This is a genomic window from Streptomyces sp. NPDC041784, assembly GCF_055591025.1.
In genome coordinates this window covers 508,985-529,892 of record NZ_JBVJAB010000004.1, presented here as the reverse complement: position 1 = coordinate 529,892, position 20,908 = coordinate 508,985, and the positions used below count along the sequence as shown (strand labels likewise).

Here is a 20,908-nt window from a genome sequence, read left to right as displayed (position 1 = left end):
GCCCCTTCAGCCCCGGCCCCTCCAGCCCCGGCCCCTTCAGCCCCCGCCCCTCAAGCTCGTGCCGGTTCAGTCGTGTGGTGGGTGGCGGTGCGGCGGTTCGGCAGGGAGGGGGGCCGGGGGGTGGGGTGCAGTTCGTGGGCGGTGGTGCGGAGTGCTGTCAGCAGGGCGAGCAGCATCAGGGCGCTGTGGGCCGGCATCGACAGGTACGGCGCCACCGTCGCGGAGTTGCACTTCAGGTAGCTGCCGAACGAGGCGAGCTGGACCAGGAGCGGGACGTACCAGAGGCGTCGGGGCAGGGCGAAGGCCGCGACCACCGTGAGGACGTCCGCGACGTAGAAGTACCGCTCGTGCATCGAGGGCAGCAGGAAGGGCACGACGATCGCCGAGCAGACGGCGAGCAGCACGATCCGGGTGTCCGTGAGGTCCGGCCCGCCGCGCCGGCGCAGGGACCACACGGCCGCCGCGGCCAGGAGCGCCACGAGGGTTACGGCGACCAGGACACCCGCCGTACGGACCGTGTCGGTGTCACCGGGCACCGACACGAACTCGTAGACGGACGGCGCGTTCACGGACAGCAGACGGTACGTGTTCGTCTGCCGGGCGTAGATCGTCAGCAGCTGCCACGGGTCGGCGCCGACCGCGAGAGCCGGTACGGCGAGCGCGAGGTACGCCGCGGGAACGGCGAGCAGGCCGCGCCACGGCACCCGCCCCACCAGCACCAGGACGAGCAGGAAGGGGAAGAGGAAGACGGCCTGGAACTTGAACGCCAGCGCGAACCCGAAGAACGCGCACGCCCACCCCGGCCGGTGCCGCAGCACGTGGTGGATCCCGCCGACGAGGAACACGGTGTAGAGCGCGTCGCACTGGCCCCACCACCCGCTGTTGGTGACGACGGTGGGCAGCAGGAGCACCACCGCGGCCGCGCCGACGCCCGCCCACGGCCGGTCCGGCCGCAGCCGGGACACGATCCGCAGGGCGAAGTACGCCAGTGCCAGGTCGGCCAGGATCGAGATCCCCTTGATGCCCGTGAGCGGTGTCACCGGCAGGTGGGTGAGCACGGCCAGCAGGTAGAGGTAGGGGACGTTGTAGTCCGAGAAGCCGGGGTCGGCGAGGGCCAGGAACCCGCCGTGGCCCGCGATGTGCTCGTACCACGGCCGGAGAAAGGTGAGGTAGTCCCCCGACTCGCCGGGCATCAGGAAGACGCGGGCCGCGAGGGCCACCGCCACCACGGTGTACGCGGCCAGCGCCGTCACCGTCGGATCGGCCGTGCGTCGGCGCGGCTCCTCGGCGGCTGTGTCGGGCATGGCGGACTCCGTTCGGTCGTGCGCGGTCTGCGTGGGTGGATGGCCGACGGGCTATTCGGGCGAGGAGCCCGGCATGGGGCCCAGGGACTTCCGGAAGCGTTCCGGTACCTGGGAGCGGAGCGAGGGATCGGCCGCGACGGCCCGGCGGAATTCGTCCAGGGCTTCCCGGTCGCGGTCCTTGCGTGCCCAGATCGCCCCGAGACGCAGATGCGTGGCGGCGTCCTGCGGGTTGATGCCGATGACCCGCTCCAGGAGTCCCATGGCGCGGTCGGGTTCGCTCTGCTCCAGCAGGAGCGCCTGGTTGAAGAGAGCCGACTGGAACGCCGGATCGATCTTCAGGGACTTCTCGTACGCCGCACGGGCATCGGCCGTCCGGCCGTCCTCGTGGGCGATGACTCCCAGGTTGTACCAGGCGAACTTGTTGCGCGGGTCCAGTTCCAGCACCCGCCGGTAGGTGCGGGCGGCGCCCTTGGTGTCGTTCAGCTCCTGCAGCGCGATGCCGGCCCGCAGCAGGGAATCGGGGTCCTGGAAGGTGCGCTGCACCGGCGGCCGGGCCGCGGACTCCGGGGGCCCCGTCGCGTAGGAGTGAACGGCCTGTCCCAGCGCACCGCTGGCAACCGCGGCCGCACCGGTGAGCACCACCAGCAATCGCCTGCGTTTCACTCCGCCGACGTTACGAGGCGGCGCGAGGGCACCGCCGTCGGGCGGCGGTCAGCAACGCGCGGTCCACCCGAATGCAGGCGGAAGAACGCCGAATGGAGGCGGAGGACGTCGAATGCGGGCGGAAGAACGCCGGGAAGAACATGGCGCCCGGTCCGCGCGTCGCTGCGGGTGCACGCGGACCGGGGCCGTCAGGGAACCCCGGGGAGGGGTCAGCCGGCCGTGGCCGTCAGTTCGGCCTCGGCCAGCGCGGCGGCGTGCGCGTCCATGCGCTGCGCCGCCAGGATCGCCGCCGCCGTGTCCGCGCGGGACGCGGCGACGAGCAGGGCGCGTCCGGCGAGGGAGTGCGCCCGTCGGTGCAGTGCCGTGCGCGGGGACGTGCGGTCGCCGGGGTTCGCCGCACGGGCCGGCGTCCTTCCTTCCCGCAGTCGGCTCACCTGCTGCGCGAGCCGGGCGGCCGCGTTGTCCAGGTCGGCGGACGGGGCCGGCGCACGCAGTTCGTCGGTGACGGCGAGCAGCGCCGCGAGGTGACCGGCGAGCTGGATGTCCAGCTCCTCCTCGCGGGTGCGGTGGGGGAAGTCGGAGGTGGTGCCGGCCATCGTGCTGTGGACGGACCCCTTGCGCGAAGAAGGGGTGCGGTTCGGCTCGTACATGAGGATGGCCTCCTGTGCTCTGACAGGAAGCCATCCTAGCTTAGATTTCGTCTAAAGTTGAGCCGTTCACAGAAGTGGAACCCCGTCCCACACAGGGTGACGTCAGGGCTGGCCGTAGCCGTCCAGGAAGCGGGCGATGCGGCCCACCGCGTCCCGCAGATCCGTCGCCGTCGGCAACGTCACCACCCGGAAGTGGTCCGGCTCGGGCCAGTTGAAGCCGGTGCCCTGGACGACCATGATCTTCTCCCGGCGCAGCAGGTCCAGGACCATCTGCCGGTCGTCCTTGATCTTGAACACCGTCGGGTCCAGGCGCGGGAAGAGATACAGCGCGCCCTTCGGCCGGACGCACGTCACGCCCGGGATCTGGGTCAGCAGCTCGTACGCCGTGTCCATCTGCTCCTTGAGCCGCCCGCCCGGCAGCACCAGGTCGTTGATGGACTGCCGTCCGGTGAGCGCGGCCACCACACCGTGCTGGCCCGGCATGTTCGCGCACAGGCGCATGTTCGCCAGGATCGTCAGACCCTCGATGTAGGAGTCGGCGTGCGCGCGCGGGCCGGAGACGGACATCCAGCCGACCCGGTAGCCGGCCGCCCGGTACGCCTTCGACATGCCGTTGAAGGTGAGCGTGAGCAGGTCGGGGGCGACCTTCGCGGTCGGGGTGTGCGTGGCGCCGTCGTAGAGGATCTTGTCGTAGATCTCGTCGGAGCAGACCAGCAGGTTGTGCCGGCGGGCGATGTCGGTCAGCCCCCTGACCATGGCCTCGTCGTACACGGCCCCGGTCGGGTTGTTGGGGTTGATGATGACGATCGCCTTGGTGCGGTCGGTGACCTTGCGCTCGATGTCGGCGAGGTCCGGCATCCAGTCGGACTGCTCGTCGCAGCGGTAGTGCACGGCCGTACCGCCGGACAGCGACACGGCGGCCGTCCACAGCGGGTAGTCCGGGGCGGGGACGAGCACCTCGTCGCCGTCGTCCAGCAGGCCCTGCATGGCCATCACGATCAGCTCGGAGACGCCGTTGCCGATGAAGACGTGCTCGACGTCCGTCTCGATGCCGAGGGTCTGGTTGTGCATGACGACCGCCCGGCGCGCGGCCAGCAGGCCCTTGGCGTCGCCGTAGCCGTGCGCCGTCGAGACGTTGCGGAGGATGTCCTCGAGGATCTCCGGCGGGCACTCGAATCCGAAGGCCGCCGGGTTGCCGGTGTTGAGCTTGAGGATGCGGTGGCCCGCCGCCTCCAGGCGCATCGCCTCCTCGAGAACCGGGCCCCGGATCTCGTAACAGACGTTGGCGAGCTTGGTCGACTGGATCACCTGCATGTCTGGGAGCTTACGGCGGGGTAACGCTCCGTGGGGCGTGTTTTCCACCACGCGAGACGTGCACTTTGGGGGGATTTCGCCGCGGGCTGTCCTCGGGGCCGCGCCGTCTCTACAATCCGCGCCCATGTCCAGCCCAGACGACCACGAGTACGGGACGAACGGTGCGGCCGCCGAGGAGGGTGCGGTTCCCCGGGTGCGCCCGGTCGTGTTTCACCCGTATGCCGAGGCCGACCCGTCCTCGTACACCCAGTACGCCGACCCGGCGGCCGCCCACGGCTGGCAGAACGCGTACGACGAGACCACCGAGCTGCCCCGCGTCGCGCCCGCCCCGGCGGACCAGCCCGTCTCGGCCGGCCGCGCCGACCGCCGCCGGGCCGCCCGGCGGACGGACGGACGGCTCTCGCGCCGGGTGATGGCCGCGGCGGGGGCGGCGGGGGTGATATCCCTGGCCGCGCTGGTGGCGAGCATGTCCTTCACCTCGGGCACCTCGGATCCCCCGGCGGGGGAGCGGCAGGGTGAGCGGGGAGACACGCTCACGGCGCCGGACGACACGGCGGGTACGGAGTCCGGGGCCCCGTCCGCGAGCGTCTCGGCCGGATCCTCGAACGCCAGTACGTCCGCGCCGTCCGACGCGAGTGCGGGGCCGTCCTCCGCGGCCACGACGTCCGAAGCGTCCTCGGCCGGTGCCGGCGACAGCCCGGCGGCGAGCGCGACGACGTCCGCTCCGGCCCCGGCCTCGGGGAAGGGCAACGGGCGGGGGAAGACGAAGGGGCCCAGGTAGCCGAGTCGGGCCCGCCCCGGGTCAGGGCAGCGTCCAGATCCTGGTCGTGACGACGTAGAAGACGGTGCCCCAGAACACGGTCGCCGCGGCGACGACGCCGAGGCCGAAGAGGTTGGTCCGCGCCGCCGGTGCGTCCGGTGCCGGCCGCAGCCACCGCCTGAGGAGCCGGTTCACGTAGTAGGGCATCGTGACGAAGCTCATGATGAAGCTCGACAGCAGGTTGCCCACGAGCAGCCCGAGCCAGAACGGCATCCCCAGCGGAGACAGGGCGAGCGTCAGCAGCACGACGGTCGGGTACAGGCCGACCCAGACCGCGAGGGCGGTCTTGGTCTCCGAGGGAGGCGGCGCTTCCCTGCCGTTCTCCTCGAAGGCGAACCAGCTGCCGAACGAGTTGTCGATCGTGCGCAGCTTGAAGGTGTCGAACCGCTCGCCCTCGGCGAGGACCTCCTGCCGCTTCGACGACGTCAGCCAGGCGTCGAGGTGCTCGGCGCTGTCGAATCGGTACAGCGTGGTCCACTCGTCCTGAAGGCCCTCGACCGGGCGGAAGATCTCGGTGCCGCGGAACCCTTCGAACCGGCTCTCCTCCTGGCTCATGCGCCGCTGCCAGGCGAGGAACTCGTCGACGTGCCGCGGGTGGACCCGGTGGCTGACCACCACGGTCACCAGCGGATCCGTCGGCTGTGTGCCGCCGCTGACCACCTGCTGGGTTCCGGGTCCGTCGAGATACCGGTCGCCGATGTCGAGGAGACGCTGCCGGGTCGCGCTGTTGATCCACGCCTGGAGATGGGCCACGGAGTCGAAGCGGTACACGACGACCCATTCGGGTTGCAGGGAGGTCGGCGGGGTGACCTCGGCGCCGAGGTATCCGGCGTAGTCGGCGGCGGCGGTGTTGACGTTCTCCTGCCACATCTCGTACTCGCGTTCGAGGCCGGGCAGGACCTTCTGGCTGATGATGGCCGTCGCCGCGGCGCCTTCGCGCTGTTCGGTGTTCATGTCCGCAGGCCCGTCGGCATCGACTGCTTCTCGTCGAGCCGGCTGTAGATCCGTTCCGGGGTCAGGGGCAGGGAGCGGTAGCGGACGCCCGTGGCGTCGTGGAGCGCGTTCGCCAGCGCGGGGGCCACCGGATTGATGCAGCACTCCGCCATTCCCTTCGACCGCATGGGGCCGACCGAATCCGTCGAGGCCACCAGGAGCAGCTCGGTGCGGGGGATGTCGGCGTAGGCGGGGATGCGGTAGTTGCGCAGATTCGGGTTGATCATGGCACCGTCCCCGTCGAGCTGGTAGTTCTCGGTCAGCGCGAAGCCGATCCCCTGGGCGACACCGCCCTCCACCTGGCCGCGGACCTGAGCGGGGTTGATGACCACGGCGGCGTCGGTCGCCTGGACGCTGTGGAGGATGCGGATCTCACCCGTCACCTGATGGACGGCGATGCGGAAGCCCTGCGTGTTGGAGAGGACGCCTCGGGGGGAGCCGTAGGCCTTGCGGGCGGCGGTGAACCGGATTCCGCGTGCCCGGGCGGACGCGACGAGTTCGGCCAGCGGTACGCGCCGGTCGCCGCAGACGACCTCCTCGTCGTCCATTGAGCACATCACGAGATGGACCCCGGTGTGCGCGGCGGCGTACTCCAGGATGCGGTCGCGTACGGCGCCCGCGGCTCGCAGCACCGCGTTGCCCGACACGAAGAGTCCCGCACTGGCGAAGGCGCCGGTGTCGAATCCCGTGCGGTCGGTGTCGGACTGCACCAGGCGGATCCGGTCCGGCGTCGTCCCCAACTGGTGGGCCGCGATCTGGACATGCGCGGTCGACGTGCCCTCGCCGAACTCGACCGTTCCGACGGCCAGCTCGTACACGAGGTCGTCGCCGAGCGTGACCCAGGCCTCGGACTGGTGCTCGGTCGGCGGCGCGGTCTCGTGCAGGGAACTCGCGACGCCGGTCCCGACGAGCCACCCGGGGCCGGGGGACGGCTGGTCGGCGGTGCGGGCCAGGGCGGCGTCCACCAGGTCGATGCACTGCGCGAGGCCGTCCTCGGTGAACGACACGTCGTCGGGGCCGTCGTGCAGGGCGACGAGCGGGTCACCCGGCCGCACGATGTTCCGGCGGCGCAGGGCGAGCGGATCGATGTGCAACGCGCGGGCCAGTTCGTCCATCGCCGACTCCACGGCGAACGCCGGCTGCGTCATCCCGTAGCCGCGCAGCGCCCCGCTGGGAACGGTGTTGGTGTAGACGGAGTAGGCGTCGTACTTCTTGTGGGGGCAGCGGTAGATCATGACGGCGGCGCCGCCCGCGTAGAGCGTTTCGCCGCCGTGGTTGCCGTAGGCGCCGGTGTTCGACACATTGCGGATCTGGACCGCCGTGAGGGTTCCGTCCGCCTTCGCGCCGAGCCTGACCGTCAACGTCATCGGATGGCGTGGCGAGGCGGTGGTGAACTCCTCCTCGCGGGTGTACTCGAAGCAGACGGGCCGCCCGGTGTCCAGGGTGGCGAGCGCGGCCAGATCCTCCGAGATCACCTCCTGCTTGCCGCCGAAGCCGCCGCCGACCCGCCGGCAGAACACCCGGAGCTGGTCCGGGCGCAGTGCGAACAGATGGGCGAGTTTGACCTTCGCGATCGACGGCGACTGCGAACTGGTGCGGACGTTCAGGCGGCCGTTCTCCATCCAGGCGATCGAGCCATGGGTCTCCAGATGCGCGTGCTGCACCCGGGGCGAGGAGTACGTGCCTTCGTGGATCACATCGGCCTCGGCGAACCCCGCGTCGACGTCACCGATGTGCGCGTGCACCTCGAGCAGGATGTTGTGGACGGGGTCGCGGACGAACGGATCGTCAGAGCCGTGCAGTTGGGGTGCGCCCTCCTCCATCGCCGCCTCGGGGTCGAACACCGCCGGCAGTACCTCGTACTCCACGACGACCCTCCGGCAGCCCTCCTCCGCCGCCCCGACCGTGTCGGCCAGGACCGCGACGACGCGCTGGCCGACGAAGCGGACCGTGTCGTCGAGGATGAACGTGTCGTCCGGATCGACGAGATGGTCGCTGTGGATCGCCGTGGTGAAGGGTCTGCGCGGCACGTCCTGCCAGGTGTAGACCCGGCGTACCCCGGGAACCGCGAGCGCGGCGGTCTTGTCGACCGACACGATCCGGGCGTGCGCGTGCGGTGAGTGCAGCACCTTGAGGTGCAGCATGCCGTCGATGCGGGTGTCCATCGTGAACTCGGCGCGACCGGTCACCACCTCGTCGGCCGCCGGCGCGCCGACGCTTCTCCCGACGGCCTTTCCCGGCGCGGCCGCCTCCACCCCGACGACGCCCCGCACGGCGTCCTCGATCCCCCGGTAGCCGGTGCAGCGGCAGAGGTTGCCCTTCAGCGCCCGGGGCAGGTCCGCTCTCTGGGCCTCGGTCAGCGCCGCCGCCGTCATGATCATCCCCGCGGTGCAGAATCCGCACTGGAACCCCGGGGCGTCGCGGAACCGCCGTTGCATCGGATGCAGGTCGCCCGGTGAGCCCAGGCCTTCGATGGTGGTCACGTCACGACCGTCGGCACGGAAGGCGGGGGTGATGCAGCTGTGCACCGGATCGCCGTCCAGCCACACCGTGCAGGCGCCGCAATCGCCCGCGTCGCACCCCTTCTTGACGCCGTGGTGGCCGAGCGAACGAAGGAAGGTGCGCAGGCACTGGCCGGGGGCCGGTTCCTCGTGGAAGGTCCTGCCGTTCACGGTGTAGGTCATGCCGGGTCCCCCGTCATGAGCTCGCGACGAATCTCTTCGGCGAAGTGCCGTGTCAGATGGCGGCGGTGGCCGGGGGTCCCGTTGGGATCGGCGAACCAGACGTCGGCGGGGATGGCGTCGATGCTCTGCCGCAGGGTCGGGGCATCGGGCATCGTGTCGAAGGCGAGGCGCACGGGCCGCGTGGTGCCCGCCGTGACGGTGAGCAGCAGGTCGCTCCGTCCCGGCGTGCGGGTACCGATCAGGAACACCGTCGAACGGCCCAGGCGGGTCAGCGCGAAGCGGCGGTGCGCGGTGTGTCTGCGCAGGGCGCGCGAAGGAATCCTGACCCGCCGCAGGATCTCCCCGGGGGCGAGGACGTTGCGCTGGTTCCCGGTCACGAAGTCGAGGGCGTCGACGACGCGCGCGGACCCGTCAGGAGCCCACAGTTCGTACCGCGCCTCGAGTGCGACCGTCAGCGTGATCATGGGGCCGGCGGGCAGGGACATGCAGATGTTGCCGCCGACGGTCGCCGCGTTCCAGACCTTGAACGAGGACAGGAAGGCCTCGCAGCTCATGGCGAGGAGGGAGCCCGCGATCCAGTCGTCCGGCGGCACGAAGGCGTACAGGTCGCGGATGGTGCACGTCGCGCCGAGTTCGAGGCCCGTGTCGCCGGGGACGAGGGGCTCCCAGCCCAGCGCCGTCAGGTCGACGAGCCGCCGCAGGTCCGGCTGCTCGGCGGAGAACAGCCAGGTTCCGCCCGCGAGCCAGGCGTCGCCTTCGCGCCAGTCGGCGCCCGGCCGCTCGGACGGTCGCCGGACGACTTCGGTGATGGTGTTGAGGTCCATGGGAGCCGGTCTCCCTCGCGACGACGAGCGGGCGACGAGCGGGCGACGGCCTCTGCCGACGGGGCGCGACACGCGCCGGGAGCGGACCTGCCGAGTGCGACGGATCGCGGTGCGGCCGCCCTGGTCGACCTGATGGGGGGGCAGGGCCGGTGGGCGCGGAGAGTCCTCTCCAGCGTATCCCCGCACGGGCCGGCCTCGCCTGGCGGAGCCGTGGGGCGAGGGCCGCGGCCGCGTGTGCCGGACGGCCTGATTCCGCCGCACACCTTCAGGGAGGGGCGCCGTCCCACGGCCGAAAACAGACCCTTGATCTCTTTCCCTGGGGCACTAACAATGCGCATGACAAATCAACGGGCGGCCGGAAGATCTCCGGTCGCCTTGTCGTAAGAGGGGACCCCCACATGAGAAAGCCTCTCGTCGCCGCCTTCATCGCCCTGGCCATCGCCGGGGCCGGTGCGGCACCCGCGGTCGCGGCGCCCGTGAGCGCCGCCACCGCCGAGACCAAGGCCGCCCAGACCAAGGCTGCCGAGACCAAGGCTGCCGAGACCAAGGCCGCCGTGCCCACGCTCCAGGCCGTCAGCCTCGCCGGGACCGTCGCGCTCAGCAACTGTTCCGGATCGGTCGTCCGCTTCCCGAACTCCCTGGACACCGACCCCGCGCTGGTGCTCAGCAACGGCCACTGCCTGACCACCGGCTTCCCGGAGCCCGGCGAGGTCATCACCAACCAGGCCTCCACCCGCACCTTCGGCCTGCTCAACTCCGCCGGCACCCGGGTCGCGACCCTGCGCGCCAGCAAGCTCGCCTACGCGACGATGACCGACACGGACGTCTCGATCTACCAGCTCACCAGCACCTACGCGACGATCCGCAACACGTACGGCATCTCCGCGCTGACCGTGCAGGACACTCACCCGGTCGCCGGCACCGCCATCACCGTGGCGTCCGGCTACTGGAAGCGGCTCTACAGCTGCAACATCGACGGGTTCGTGTACCGGATGAAGGAGGGCGACTGGACCTGGAAGGACTCGGTCCGCTACACCTCCGCCTGCCAGACGATCGGCGGCACCTCCGGCTCCCCGGTGGTCGACCAGTCGACCGGCAAGGTCGTCGCCGTCAACAACACCGGCAACGAGGACGGCGAGAGCTGCACGGTGAACAACCCCTGCGAGGTCGACGCGAGCGGCAACGTCACCGTCCGCCAGGGCATCAACTACGCCCAGGAGACCTACCTGATCCCGGCCTGCTTCACGACCGGCAACCAGCTCAACCTGAGCGCGAGCGGCTGCGCCCTGCCGAAGCCGTAGGGAAGGCGCCACCGGCGGGGCGTTCCGTCACATGGGACTGCGACGGACCGCCCGCCCCGCCAGCACGTCCGTGCGCCGGCCGTCCTCGATCACGAACCGGCCGTCGACCAGGACGTACGGGATGCCGGCCGGCAGGGCGCGCGGGGTGTCGTACGTCGAACCCGCCGCCACCGTCGCCGGATCGAAGAGGACCAGGTCGGCCCGGTACCCCTCGCGGACCAGGCCCCGGTCCGGCAGCCGCAGCCGGGCCGCCGGGCGGCCGGTGAGATGCGCGACGCACTCCTCCAGCGACAGCACCCCCGACTCCCGTACGTACTCCCCGAGATAGCGCGGGAACGTGCCGTACGCGCGCGGGTGCGGCTTGGCGCCCGTCAGGACGCCGTCCGAACCGCCCGTGTGGATCCGGTGGCGCATGATCGTGCGGACGTTCTCCTCGTGGCCCACGTGCTGGAGGATCGTGGGGCCGAGCCGGTCCGCCAGGAGCAGTCCGCGCGCCGTCGTCCACGGGCTCTCGCCGCGCAGCGCCGCCGACTCCCGCACCGTACGGCCCACGAAGTCGCCCAGTGCCGGGTCCGTCACGCCCGAGATCTCGATCGTCTCCCAGTCGACCGGCACGCCGTGGCAGCCGTCCGCGCCGGTCACCTCCAGGTGGTACCGGACGCGCTCGGCGGTCTCGTCGTGCGCGAGGCGGCGCAGGATCTCCCCGGGGCCGCCCTCGCTCGCCCAGCTCGGCAGGAGCGCCGCCAGCGTGGTGCAGCCGGGCGTGTACGGGTACGTGTCCAGGGTGATGTCGGCGCCCGCGTCCAGCGCCTCGTCCAGCAGCGCCAGCAGCTCGGGCGCCCGGCCCTCGTTCACGCCGAAGTTCATGGTGGCGTGGGCGAGATGGAGCGGACAGCCCGCCTCGCGGGTCAGGGCCACCATCGCCGCGTACGCCTCCAGCGCGCCCGCGCCGTACGAGCGGTGGTGGGGGCAGTAGTAGCCGCCGTACTCCGCCACCACCCGGCACAGCTCGGTGAGTTCGGCGTCCGGCGCGTACATCCCGGGGGTGTAGGTCAGTCCGGACGACAGTCCGACCGCCCCCTGTTCCAGGCCCTCCGCGACCAGCTGCCGCATCCGGTCCAGCTCCCGGGGCGTGGCCGGGCGGTCCGCCCAGCCGACGACGAGCGCGCGCAGCGTGCCCTGGGGGATCAGGTAGGCCGCGTTGACGGCGATGCCGCGGTCCAGCCGGTCCAGGTACTCGCCCACCGACCGCCAGTCGAAGTCGATGTCGTCGCCGTAGCCGTTCCAGCCGGTGACGGCCCGCCGGACCCCTTCGAGCGTGACGTCGTCGACGGGCGCGTACGACAGCCCGTCCTGGCCCAGGACCTCCAGGGTCACCCCCTGGGCGGCCTTCGCGCTGTGGTCCGGGTCGCGCAGCAGGGCGAGGTCGCTGTGCGCGTGCATGTCGATGAAGCCGGGGGAGAGGACCAGCCCCTCGGCGTCCAGCTCGCGCACGGCCTTCGGGCGTTGGCAGCCCGCCGCGGCCGCCTCCCGCACGATCGAGACGATCCTGCCGCCGTCGATCACCACATCCGCGCGGTAGGAGTCCGCGCCGCTGCCGTCGACGACGTCCGCGTCCCGGACGACGAGGTCTTCCATGCCCCTGCCTCCCGCTCAGAGCGACACGGATCAGAAGAACGTACGGATGTACTCCACGACCGTGCCGTCCGCCTCGGCGACCGGGATCAGCGGCCACTTGTCGAACGACGTGCACGGATGCGACAGGCCGAGGCCCACCCAGTCGCCGACCTCCAGGTCCGCCTCGGGCAGGGTGCGCAGCCAGGCGTGCTGGTCGGACAGGGCGGTGACCGAGACACCGGTGGCCGGGCGTTCCGTGCCGCCGCGGCGGATCACCTGGGCGAACGGCAGGTCCAGGTCGTAGGCCGCGTCGCGCTTGCCCGCGTTGACGAACGCCTGCTCGGGGGTGGGGAGGGAGACCACCTGCGTCCACAACCGGAAGGCCGGCTCCAGGGCCCCTTCCTCCGGCACCCGGTTGAACGGGGTCAGCTTGCGGTAGTGCCCGTCGTCGTGCGAGACGTACGCGCCCGAGCGCAGCAGCTTCAGGACGGGCAGGGAGAGTCCGGGGATCTCCGCGAAGACATCGGCGACCGCGTCGAACCAGGCGGAGCCGCCCGCGCTGACCACGATCTCCTCCAGGCCCGCGAAGCGTCCCGCCTTGTCGAAGTCGACGGCGAGCGCGACCAGCCGGCGCAGCCAGGAGTGCACCCGCTCCGGATCCGCCCGCGGCACCTCGCCCTCGTACCCGGCGACCCCGACCAGCCGCAGCGTCGGCACGGCGGCCACCGCGTCCGCGACCGCCGCGCACTCCTCCTCCGTACGGACCCCGGTGCGCGCCCCCTCGCCGGCGGCCAGTTCGACGACGACGTCCACCGGCCGCCCGGCCCCGCGCAGCGCCGCGTCCATCAGTTCCACCCCGCGTACGGAGTCGACGTAACAGACGAGCCGGAACTCCGGGTCGGCGTCCTGCTCGGCGGAGATCCAGCGCAGGGCCGCCGGATCCACCAGCTCGTTGGCCAGGAAGACCCGCCGCACGCCGTACGCCCGTGCCACCCGGACCTGGTGCGGGACGGCGAGGGTGATGCCCCAGGCGCCGCGGTCGATCTGCCGCTGGAAGAGCTGCGGGGCCATGGAGGTCTTGCCGTGCGGGGCGAAGGCCAGCCCGTGCCGGGTCGCGTACGTCTCCATGAGCCGCAGGTTGTGCTCCAGCCGCTCGGCGGAGAGCGCGAGGACGGGGGTGGCGAAGCCGTCGGTGAAGAGGTTGCGGCGCTGGGCGGCCAGCTCGCCGACCGTGAGGCCGTCGGCGTCCGGGGGGAGGCCCTTGAAACGGTGGTCGACGCGTTCCTCGGCGAGTCGGGCGAGCGCCTCGGTGCTCATGGATCCTCCCTGATCAGGAGCGTTGCAATACCTGCAACGTCCATTGCGTATATCGCTTACCGCTGTCTAACATCTCGGCCAACGCGGGGTCAACGGCCCGGCCTCGACGCTGGGAGCTACGACGATCGTGACCGCCACCGGACCCCGCAACGCCCCGGACGTCGTGGACGTCGTCGCGCTCGGCGAGTCCATGGTCACCTTCCTGCCCTCCCGGCCCGGCCGCCTCGCCGACGTGCCCTCCTTCGACCGGGCGATCGGCGGCGCCGAATCCAATGTGGTGTGCGCGCTCGCGGCCGCCGGGCACCGGGTCCGCTGGGTCAGCCGGGTCGGCGCCGACGGCTTCGGCGACCACCTCCTCGCCACCGTCGGCGGGTACGGCGTCGACGTGACGTCCGTCGGCCGCGACCCCGGCCGCCCCACCGGCGTCTACTTCCGCACCGCGGGCGACCGGGCCACCGACGCCCACGAGGTGGCCTACTACCGCGCCGGGTCCGCGGCCTCCGCGATGTCTGTCGACACCGTCCGCCTCGACGCCGTACGGGCCGGACGGGTGCTGCACCTCACCGGGATCACCGCGGCCCTCTCCGCGGACTGCCTCGGCCTGCTGCGCGAGCTGACGGCACCCCGGCCCGGCCGGCCCCTCGTCTCCTTCGACGTCAACCACCGGCCCCGGCTGTGGACGGACGGCAACAGCCCCCAGGTGCTGCTCGAACTGGCCCGCGGCGCCGACCTGGTGTTCGTCGGCGAGGACGAGGCGGCCGAGGTGTGGGGCCTGGACGGCGTCGACGCCGTGCGCGGCGCGTTCCCCGACCCCGAGGTGCTCGTCGTCAAGCAGGGGGCGCGCGGGGCGACCGTCTTCGACCGGGGGAACGCGCTGCACGTCCCCGCCCCGCACGTCGACGTCGTCGCCGCCGTCGGCGCCGGGGACGCCTTCGCCGCCGGCTTCCTCTCCGCCACCCTGCGCGGGCTGCCCGCGCGGGGCCGGCTGCGGCACGGCCATCTGATGGCCGCCGCCGCCCTCACCGTCCCCGGCGACCTCGCCGTCCCTCCTTCCCGCGACCACGCCGACCGGCTCGCCGCCCTCGACGACGCCGCGTGGGGGAGACTTCGACTCGGCCCCGGCTGGACCCGAGCCGCGCAGGCCCCGGAGGAGGTACCCACCCCATGAGCCAGACCGTCGACCGCGCCCTGAACATCCTGCCGCTGCTCGCCGAGGGACCCGCCGACCTCGGCCAGGTCGCCGACCGCCTCGGCGTCCACAAGTCGACGGCCCTGCGGCTGCTGCGCACCCTGCACGAACACGGCCTGGTCTACCGCCAGTCCGACCAGCGTTACCGCCTCGGCGCCCGCCTCTTCGCCCTCGCCCAGGAGGCGATGGAGAACCTCGACATCCGCGAGATCGCCCACCCCCACCTCGCCCGGCTCAACGAGCGTTGCGGCCACACCGTCCACCTCGCCGTGTACGAGGAGGGCGAGGTGCTCTACATCGACAAGGTGGAGAGCCGCTACCCGGTGCGGATGTACTCCCGGATCGGCAAGCCCGTCGCCATCACCGTCGCCGCCGTCGCCAAGCTGCTCCTGGCCGACCTGCCGGAGGGCGAGCGGCGGGCGGTCGCCGAGAAGCTCGACTACCCCCTCTACACGGCCCGTTCCACCCCCAACGCGCCCGCCTTCCTGCGGGAGCTGGAGAAGGTCCGCGAACAGGGCTGGGCCACCGACCTCGGCGGCCACGAGGAGTCCATCAACTGCGTCGCCGCACCCGTCCGGGGCGCCGACGGCCGAGTGGTCGCCGCGATGTCGGTCTCCGCGCCGAACGTCGTCGTCACCGCCGACGAACTCCTCACCCTGCTCCCGCTGGTGCGCCGTACGGCGGACACCATCAGCGGCGAGTACTCCGGCCGGACCCCGATCAAGCAAGCCCCAGAGGAATAGGTACAGCATGACCGAGAAGATCGCGCTCACCCCGAAGACCCACACCACGCCGCCCGCGAAGTTCTCCCACGGGGTGCGCAAGGGCAACATCCTCCAGGTCGCCGGCCAGGTCGGCTTCCTGCCGGCCGAGGAGGGCCGGCCGCCCACGCCCGCCGGCCCCACCCTGCGCGAGCAGACCCTCCAGACCCTCGCCAACGTCAAGGCGATCCTGGAGGAGGGCGGGGCCTCCTGGGACGACGTGATGATGATCCGCGTCTATCTGACGGACGTGGACCACTTCGCGGAGATGAACGCGATCTACAACGGATACTTCGAGGAGCAGGCCCTCACCGCCCCGCCCGCCGCCCGCACCACGGTCTACGTCGGCCTGCCCGCCGGACTCCTCGTCGAGATCGACGCGCTGGCCGTCCTCGGCTGACGCCCACTCGTCCCCCGCGAGGACCTGGTGCCCGGGCTCGTCGTGGCGGCCGGATCGGGCCTGTTCGTGTAGGCGTCTCATAACGAAGTTGGGGCTGGCTGTGTCCGGCACAGGATCTTCGACCATACTGCCCGCTGTGGAGCAGCGCATAGGTTCGAGCAGCCAGCCCCTGGAGGGCGCCGGATTCGACCCGGCATTCATCCCCGGGCTCACGTCGCCCGTGACCGCGGAGCCGAAGGACAGGGCGCCCGCCGACGACGTCGAGGACGCCGAGTCCGTCGAGAACGCCGACGCCGGCGAGGACGTCCGGGACGAGGCCGCCGGGTCCGAGGAGGTGCCGGCCCCGGCGGAGGAGACCCCCGCCGAGGACGAGCCGTCCGACGGTCCCGTCTTCGAGGCCTCCGACCGCCGCGCGCGGATCACCGCCGACGCCAAGGGAGTCCGCCTCCGGCTGGACGAGGAGGCGTGCGAGTTCCGCTGGGACGAGATCGGCGCCGTCGAGACGGAGGCGCCGCGTTTCGGCAAGCGGTTCACCATCACGGTGCACACCCCTGACCGCCGCTGGTACCCGATCGAGGTCGAGGCGACGGCCAGGAGCCGCTTCAAGGAGTGGGAGGACCAGCTGGACGCGGTCCTCGACGCCTACTTCGAAGAAGGCGACGCCGAGGACGAGGACGTCACGGACACCGACGTCAAGGACACCGACGTCAAGGACACCGACGTCAAGGAGAAGGACGCCGACTAGGCGCAGTACTGGGCCTGCTTGCCGATGGACCGGTACATGCAGTCCGCGTTCTCGAGAAGCTGGAGCACCGCGTCCTTGTTGCGGGACGTCTCCCGCTCGATGACCTCGTCGGGCGGGTAGAACCCACCTCCGGACGCCGATCCCGGGTACATCTCGAAGGTGTACGAGAAGATCTTGTGTGTACCCCAGAGATAGTCGTCGATCGACCCGTCCGTGATGTACAGGTCGCTCGCCTGCTCCGGTGTGTAGCCGTTGCTCGCGGCCATCGACCGTCCGACCGTGGCGAACGCGTTGCGGTCGTCGGCGGTCATCCCGGTGGTCGTGTCGGAGGTGGTGTACCCGAAGGGCCACAGCACCAGTTGGCTGTAGGTGTGGAAGTCGATCCCGGCGGTGATCTGCTGCTTGCCGCCGACGACCCGGCTGCGTACGAAGTCGGAGACGACCTTCACCTCGGGCGCGGACTCGGCCGCCGTCCCCCGGTAGGTCTCGGACGACGTCGAGCCCGAGGAGCCGCCGCAGCAGCCCCAGCGGTAGGCCCAGTTGCGGTTGAGGTCCGTACCGACGTACGAGGAACCGGAGTTGGGCTGGCGGTTCTTGCGCCATGAGCGGTAGGCGCCGGTGGCGATGTCGTACTCGCCGCCGTCCGGGTTGAGGTCCGGGACGATCCAGATCTCGCGGCCGTTCACCATGCTGGTGACGCGGGAGTCGGAGCCGTAGCCCGCGCCGAGTTCGCGCAGCAGATAGAGGGCCATCTCCACCGTGAGGTGCTCACGGGCGTGCTGGTGGTGGGTGAACAGCACCTCCGGCTCGGCCTCGTCGGTGGCGACGTTGTCACTGATCTTGACGGCGACGATGTCCCGGCCCTGGTACGACTTGCCGATCACCCGCTTGCTCATGATGCCCGGGTAGGCGGCGATGCGCTGGTCGATCTCCGCCGTCATCTCCGCGTAGTTGTGGTAGCGGGAGTCGGCGGACGGGAAGTCGAACAGCCGTACCTCGTCCTCGGCGACGCGGTTCGGCGCGGCGCCCAGCGCGGAGACCTCGAAGCCCTGGGCGCGCAGCTTCTTGATCTGGTCCGCGCGGCCGGAGACGACGACGGTCTCCTCGTCGGCCTCGTCGACGCTCACCCCGGACGCGGCGATCGCGGTGCGCATCTGCGGGGTGCTGTGGTGGATCTGGATCTCGTACTGCCGGATGTCGTCGGCGGAGGCCGCCGGCTTCGCGGCGCTGCCCGCCGCCGCGTCGGTGGCCGTGGCCGTCAGCGGTGCTGCGAGGGCGAGGGCCAGCAGGGCGGCGAGGGCGGCCGACCGTCTGCCGCGGGCGCTCGTGGCGCCGGTGCCTGAACCGCGGATGCGAAGTCGCATGAGATCTCCTTGTGGGGAGGGAAGTGTGGGGGGTCGTGCTGCTTCCGTGCGACGTGCTGTGCGCTTGCTGTGCGGCGGTACGGGTGCCGCTCATCGTGAGCGCATGGCATGTGCAGGTCAAGGGACGACAAAGAGCCGCTGGCCTGAATCATGCGGAAAGGGGGCCGCGCAGTGTACGCATGACCACGCCTTTCGGAGCGATCCGCGGCAAAGTGCACCCACCCGTGTGACCTGAACGTGCATATATGTACCTCCCGGGGAAGCCTGAGGGTCCGCATGAACCCATCCCCTCAGAGGACTGGCTGATCATGGGCGGATCAGCGCCGCGCCGGGACTGTCACCTGCCGGTGGAGACGACCAGCTTCGTCGACCGACGGACCGAACTGGCCGAAGGGCGCGAACTGTTGGCGAACGCCCGGCTGGTCACCCTGACCGGCCCGGGCGGCGTCGGCAAGACCCGGCTGGCCGGCCGGCTCGCGGCCCGCGTCGAGCGGGCCTTCCCCGACGGCGTGCGCTTCGTCCACCTCTCGGGACTGCACGACCCCGCCCTGGTCCCGCACGCCGTCGCCGACGCGCTCGGCCTCCACGACCACTCCGAACGCCCGCCGCTGGAGGCGCTCGCGCAGCGCGTCAGGGACCGGCGGCTGCTCCTGGTCGTCGACAACTGCGAGCACCTGCTGCCCGCCTGCACCACGCTGGCCGGCACGCTGCTGCGCGGCACCACCGGCATCCGCATCCTCGCCACCAGCCGCCACCGGCTCGGTCTGACCGAGGAACACCTCATGGACGTACGACCGCTGCCCGTCCCCGACCCGGACGGCGACCTCTCCGCCGCCGACGGCTACCCGGCGCTCGCGCTCTTCGCCGACCGGGCCGCCGCGGTGGTCCCCGGCTTCCGCCTCACCGCCGCGAACCGCGCCTCGGTCGCCCGCCTCTGCCGCCGCCTCGACGGCCTCCCGCTCGCCATCGAGCTGGCCGCCGTCCGGATGCGCGTCCTCGACGTCGACCAGCTCCTGGCCCGCCTCGACGACCGCTACCGCCTGCTCACCGCCGGCAGCCCCGCGGTCCTGCCCCGCCACCAGACCCTGCGGGCGGCGGTCGACTGGAGCCACGAACTCTGCGACCCCCGCGAACGACTGGCCTGGTCCCGTCTGTCGGTCCTGGCGGGCACCTTCGACCTGGAGACGGCGGAGGCGGTGTGCGCGGACGCGGATCCGGGCGCGGCGGCGAACCCCGGTGGCGGGGGCGAGGGCCCGGGCAGGGTGGCGAAGTCCGGTGGCGGGGGCGAGGACTTGGGTGCGGCGGTGAGGCCTGGCGGCGGGGGCGCGGACCCGGGCACAGGGGTGAAGTCCGGTGGCGGGGGCGCGGACCCGGGCACAGGGGTGAAGTCCGGCGGCGGGGGCGCGGACCCGGGCACAGGGGTGAAGTCCGGCGGCGGGGGCGCGGACCCGGGCACAGCGGCGGAGTCCGGCCGCGGGGGCGAGGGGAGTGGCGTCGTGCCCTCCGGGTCGCTCCACCCCCACGACGTCCTCGAAGCCGTCGCCGGGCTCGTCGACAAGTCCGTGCTGTGCCGGGAGAGCGGCCCGGACGGCGGGGTCCGCTTCCGTCTTCTCGACACCCTCCGCCACTACGGCCTGCAACGGCTCCGGGAGCACCCGGGGGAGGAGCGAGCCGCCCGCGCCCGGCACCGGGACTGGACCCAGCGCCGGGCCTCGGCCCACGAGCGCGCCTGGTTCGGCCCCGGCCAGCCCGCCATCGTCGCCCACCTGCGCGCCGACCGCGACAACCTCCGCGCCGCCCTCGACTTCAGCCTCACCACCCCCGGCGAGGCCCTCGCGGGACTGCGGCTCGCCGGCACCCTGTGGTTCCACTGGCACGCCTGCGGAGCCCCCCGCGAGGGCCGCTACTGGCTCGACCGCGCCCTGGAAGCCAACCCCGACCCCACCCCCGAACGGGCCCGCGCGCTCTGGATCGCGGGCCTCCTGGCCGGCTGCCCCGAGGACCTCACCCGCGGCCGGCGCCGTGCCGAACAGGCCCGCGACCTCGCCCACCGCCTCGGCGACACGGCGGAGGCGGCGCACGCCGAGTACGTCGTCGGCGTCATCCGCCTCTTCAGCGACGACCTCACCGGCGCCCTCGACCACTTCCGGACCGGTGTCGCCCGCGGCCCGCTGCCCGGCCAGCACCTCAGCCTCGTCGGCCTGGACCGCGTCGAACTCGCCTGCGCGCTGGCCTTGCTGGGCCGCGCCGACGAGGCCATCGACGTCTGCGAGGAGACCCGCAGGCTGTGCGCCGCGCACGGCGAGCGGTGGGTGCTGTCGTACGTGGAACGCATCCTCGCGCTCGCCCACAGCGTGAAGGGCGACGGGGACCGGGCGGAGGCGCACGGCAGGGAGGCCCTGCGGCTCAAGCTCGCCGTGCACGACGTGCTCGGCATGGGCCTCACCCTCGACCTGCTGGCCCGGATCGCGGCCGAGCGGGGCGCCCATCACCGGGCGGCCGTCCTGCTCGGCGGCGCCGACCGCGCCTGGGCCGACGTCGACAGCAACCGCTGGGGCTCGGCGGCCCTCAACGCCACCCGCCGGGCCGGCGAGGAGCGCGTCCGCGAGGCGCTCGGCCCCGCCGCCCTGCGCCGGGCGTACGACCGGGGTGCCGCCCTCGCCCTCCCGGACGTCGTCGCGTACGCCCTGGACGAGACCGGCAGCGTGCCGCCCACCGAGCCCGACCGGGCCGCCGCCGGACCGCCGCCCGGTGTCCGGCTCACCCGCCGGGAGGCGCAGGTCGCCGAACTCGTCGCGGAGGGACTCGCCAACCAGCAGATCGCCGACCGCCTGGTGATCGCCCGCCGCACCGCCGAAGGACATGTCGAACGCATCCTCAGCAAGCTCGGCCTCAGCAACCGCAGCCAGATCGCCGCCTGGGTGACGGCCCAACGCTGACCGCCCGCCCCGCCCGCCCGGCC

At 72.2% G+C, this 20,908-nt stretch carries 17 protein-coding genes; 7 read left to right on the top strand and 10 right to left on the bottom strand.

The window, feature by feature from the left end; genetic code table 11:
- Positions 1-50 precede the first annotated feature (50 nt).
- From ACZ6D7_RS11835 to ACZ6D7_RS11820, 4 genes are all read right to left on the bottom strand, one after another.
- The gene (locus ACZ6D7_RS11835) at positions 51-1,304 is read right to left on the bottom strand and encodes a glycosyltransferase 87 family protein (protein WP_469487613.1); all 1,254 of its coding nucleotides are present in this window, start codon (positions 1,302-1,304) and stop codon (positions 51-53) included.
- A gap of 51 nt (positions 1,305-1,355) precedes the next feature.
- A complete protein-coding gene (locus tag ACZ6D7_RS11830) occupies positions 1,356-1,967 on the bottom strand; it encodes a tetratricopeptide repeat protein (RefSeq protein ID WP_469487610.1) in 612 nt (203 codons plus the stop codon).
- A 209-nt stretch (positions 1,968-2,176) separates the two neighbouring features.
- Positions 2,177-2,617 carry an SCO4983 family protein gene (locus tag ACZ6D7_RS11825; protein WP_469487606.1) on the bottom strand — a complete coding sequence of 147 codons (441 nt, stop codon included), beginning with the start codon at positions 2,615-2,617 and terminating at the stop codon, positions 2,177-2,179.
- Positions 2,618-2,719: 102 nt separating this feature from the next.
- Positions 2,720-3,931 carry a pyridoxal phosphate-dependent aminotransferase gene (locus ACZ6D7_RS11820; protein ID WP_469487601.1) on the bottom strand — a complete coding sequence of 404 codons (1,212 nt, stop codon included), beginning with the start codon at positions 3,929-3,931 and terminating at the stop codon, positions 2,720-2,722.
- A 124-nt stretch (positions 3,932-4,055) separates the two neighbouring features.
- Here ACZ6D7_RS11820 and ACZ6D7_RS11815 point away from each other — a divergent pair, with 124 nt between their 5' ends.
- Positions 4,056-4,712, top strand: coding sequence for a hypothetical protein (locus ACZ6D7_RS11815; RefSeq protein WP_469487597.1), 657 nt, complete (start codon positions 4,056-4,058; stop codon positions 4,710-4,712).
- 21 nt (positions 4,713-4,733) lie between these two features.
- Here ACZ6D7_RS11815 and ACZ6D7_RS11810 read toward each other — a convergent pair whose 3' ends face one another.
- From ACZ6D7_RS11810 to ACZ6D7_RS11800, 3 genes are read right to left on the bottom strand one after another with little or no spacing between them, the layout of a single operon-like run.
- Positions 4,734-5,705 carry an antibiotic biosynthesis monooxygenase gene (locus tag ACZ6D7_RS11810; RefSeq protein ID WP_469487595.1) on the bottom strand — a complete coding sequence of 324 codons (972 nt, stop codon included), beginning with the start codon at positions 5,703-5,705 and terminating at the stop codon, positions 4,734-4,736.
- Positions 5,702-8,428, bottom strand: coding sequence for a molybdopterin-dependent oxidoreductase (locus ACZ6D7_RS11805; protein WP_469487592.1), 2,727 nt, complete (start codon positions 8,426-8,428; stop codon positions 5,702-5,704). Before ACZ6D7_RS11805 ends, ACZ6D7_RS11810 begins: the two co-directional genes overlap by 4 nt.
- The gene (locus ACZ6D7_RS11800) at positions 8,425-9,252 is read right to left on the bottom strand and encodes an FAD binding domain-containing protein (protein WP_469487589.1); all 828 of its coding nucleotides are present in this window, start codon (positions 9,250-9,252) and stop codon (positions 8,425-8,427) included. Before ACZ6D7_RS11800 ends, ACZ6D7_RS11805 begins: the two co-directional genes overlap by 4 nt.
- A gap of 398 nt (positions 9,253-9,650) precedes the next feature.
- Between ACZ6D7_RS11800 and ACZ6D7_RS11795 the strand changes: the two genes are divergently transcribed.
- Entirely contained in the window at positions 9,651-10,553 is a 903-nt protein-coding gene (locus ACZ6D7_RS11795; RefSeq protein WP_469487586.1) for a S1 family peptidase, read from the top strand.
- Between the two features lie 27 nt (positions 10,554-10,580).
- On the opposite strand, the gene ACZ6D7_RS11790 is transcribed toward ACZ6D7_RS11795, so the two are convergent.
- Positions 10,581-12,191, bottom strand: coding sequence for an N-acyl-D-amino-acid deacylase family protein (locus ACZ6D7_RS11790; protein ID WP_469487582.1), 1,611 nt, complete (start codon positions 12,189-12,191; stop codon positions 10,581-10,583).
- 30 nt (positions 12,192-12,221) lie between these two features.
- Positions 12,222-13,487 carry an amino acid deaminase gene (locus tag ACZ6D7_RS11785; protein ID WP_469487579.1) on the bottom strand — a complete coding sequence of 422 codons (1,266 nt, stop codon included), beginning with the start codon at positions 13,485-13,487 and terminating at the stop codon, positions 12,222-12,224.
- 127 nt (positions 13,488-13,614) lie between these two features.
- On the opposite strand from ACZ6D7_RS11785, the gene ACZ6D7_RS11780 reads away from it, so the two are divergent.
- The 4 genes from ACZ6D7_RS11780 (at position 13,615) to ACZ6D7_RS11765 (ending at position 16,582) form a co-directional block, all read left to right on the top strand.
- Positions 13,615-14,655 carry a sugar kinase gene (locus tag ACZ6D7_RS11780; protein ID WP_469487576.1) on the top strand — a complete coding sequence of 347 codons (1,041 nt, stop codon included), beginning with the start codon at positions 13,615-13,617 and terminating at the stop codon, positions 14,653-14,655.
- The gene (locus ACZ6D7_RS11775; protein WP_469487573.1) at positions 14,652-15,419 is read left to right on the top strand and encodes an IclR family transcriptional regulator; all 768 of its coding nucleotides are present in this window, start codon (positions 14,652-14,654) and stop codon (positions 15,417-15,419) included. The genes ACZ6D7_RS11780 and ACZ6D7_RS11775 overlap by 4 nt, the downstream gene beginning before the upstream one ends.
- A 7-nt stretch (positions 15,420-15,426) precedes the next feature.
- A complete protein-coding gene (locus ACZ6D7_RS11770) occupies positions 15,427-15,837 on the top strand; it encodes a RidA family protein (protein WP_469487569.1) in 411 nt (136 codons plus the stop codon).
- A gap of 136 nt (positions 15,838-15,973) precedes the next feature.
- Positions 15,974-16,582, top strand: a complete 609-nt coding sequence (locus ACZ6D7_RS11765; protein ID WP_469487566.1) for a hypothetical protein — start codon at positions 15,974-15,976, stop codon at positions 16,580-16,582.
- Here ACZ6D7_RS11765 and ACZ6D7_RS11760 read toward each other — a convergent pair.
- Positions 16,579-17,946 carry a M14 family metallopeptidase gene (locus tag ACZ6D7_RS11760; RefSeq protein ID WP_469487561.1) on the bottom strand — a complete coding sequence of 456 codons (1,368 nt, stop codon included), beginning with the start codon at positions 17,944-17,946 and terminating at the stop codon, positions 16,579-16,581. The genes ACZ6D7_RS11765 and ACZ6D7_RS11760 overlap by 4 nt on opposite strands.
- A 308-nt stretch (positions 17,947-18,254) precedes the next feature.
- On the opposite strand from ACZ6D7_RS11760, the gene ACZ6D7_RS11755 reads away from it, so the two are divergent.
- Entirely contained in the window at positions 18,255-20,885 is a 2,631-nt protein-coding gene (locus ACZ6D7_RS11755; protein ID WP_469487558.1) for an ATP-binding protein, read from the top strand.
- Positions 20,886-20,908: the final 23 nt, after the last annotated feature.

Bases quoted from the DNA above. Each gene is read 5' to 3' on its own strand.
- ACZ6D7_RS11835 (WP_469487613.1), bottom strand. From the start codon at position 1,304: ATGCCCGACACAGCCGCCGAGGAGCCGCGCCGACGCACGGCCGATCCG.
- ACZ6D7_RS11825 (WP_469487606.1), bottom strand. From the start codon at position 2,617: ATGTACGAGCCGAACCGCACCCCTTCTTCGCGCAAGGGGTCCGTCCAC.
- ACZ6D7_RS11820 (WP_469487601.1), bottom strand. From the start codon at position 3,931: ATGCAGGTGATCCAGTCGACCAAGCTCGCCAACGTCTGTTACGAGATC.
- ACZ6D7_RS11815 (WP_469487597.1), top strand. From the start codon at position 4,056: ATGTCCAGCCCAGACGACCACGAGTACGGGACGAACGGTGCGGCCGCC.
- ACZ6D7_RS11810 (WP_469487595.1), bottom strand. From the start codon at position 5,705: ATGAACACCGAACAGCGCGAAGGCGCCGCGGCGACGGCCATCATCAGC.
- ACZ6D7_RS11805 (WP_469487592.1), bottom strand. From the start codon at position 8,428: ATGACCTACACCGTGAACGGCAGGACCTTCCACGAGGAACCGGCCCCC.
- ACZ6D7_RS11800 (WP_469487589.1), bottom strand. From the start codon at position 9,252: ATGGACCTCAACACCATCACCGAAGTCGTCCGGCGACCGTCCGAGCGG.
- ACZ6D7_RS11795 (WP_469487586.1), top strand. From the start codon at position 9,651: ATGAGAAAGCCTCTCGTCGCCGCCTTCATCGCCCTGGCCATCGCCGGG.
- ACZ6D7_RS11790 (WP_469487582.1), bottom strand. From the start codon at position 12,191: ATGGAAGACCTCGTCGTCCGGGACGCGGACGTCGTCGACGGCAGCGGC.
- ACZ6D7_RS11785 (WP_469487579.1), bottom strand. From the start codon at position 13,487: ATGAGCACCGAGGCGCTCGCCCGACTCGCCGAGGAACGCGTCGACCAC.
- ACZ6D7_RS11775 (WP_469487573.1), top strand. From the start codon at position 14,652: ATGAGCCAGACCGTCGACCGCGCCCTGAACATCCTGCCGCTGCTCGCC.
- ACZ6D7_RS11770 (WP_469487569.1), top strand. From the start codon at position 15,427: ATGACCGAGAAGATCGCGCTCACCCCGAAGACCCACACCACGCCGCCC.
- ACZ6D7_RS11760 (WP_469487561.1), bottom strand. From the start codon at position 17,946: ATGCGACTTCGCATCCGCGGTTCAGGCACCGGCGCCACGAGCGCCCGC.
- ACZ6D7_RS11755 (WP_469487558.1), top strand. From the start codon at position 18,255: ATGGGCGGATCAGCGCCGCGCCGGGACTGTCACCTGCCGGTGGAGACG.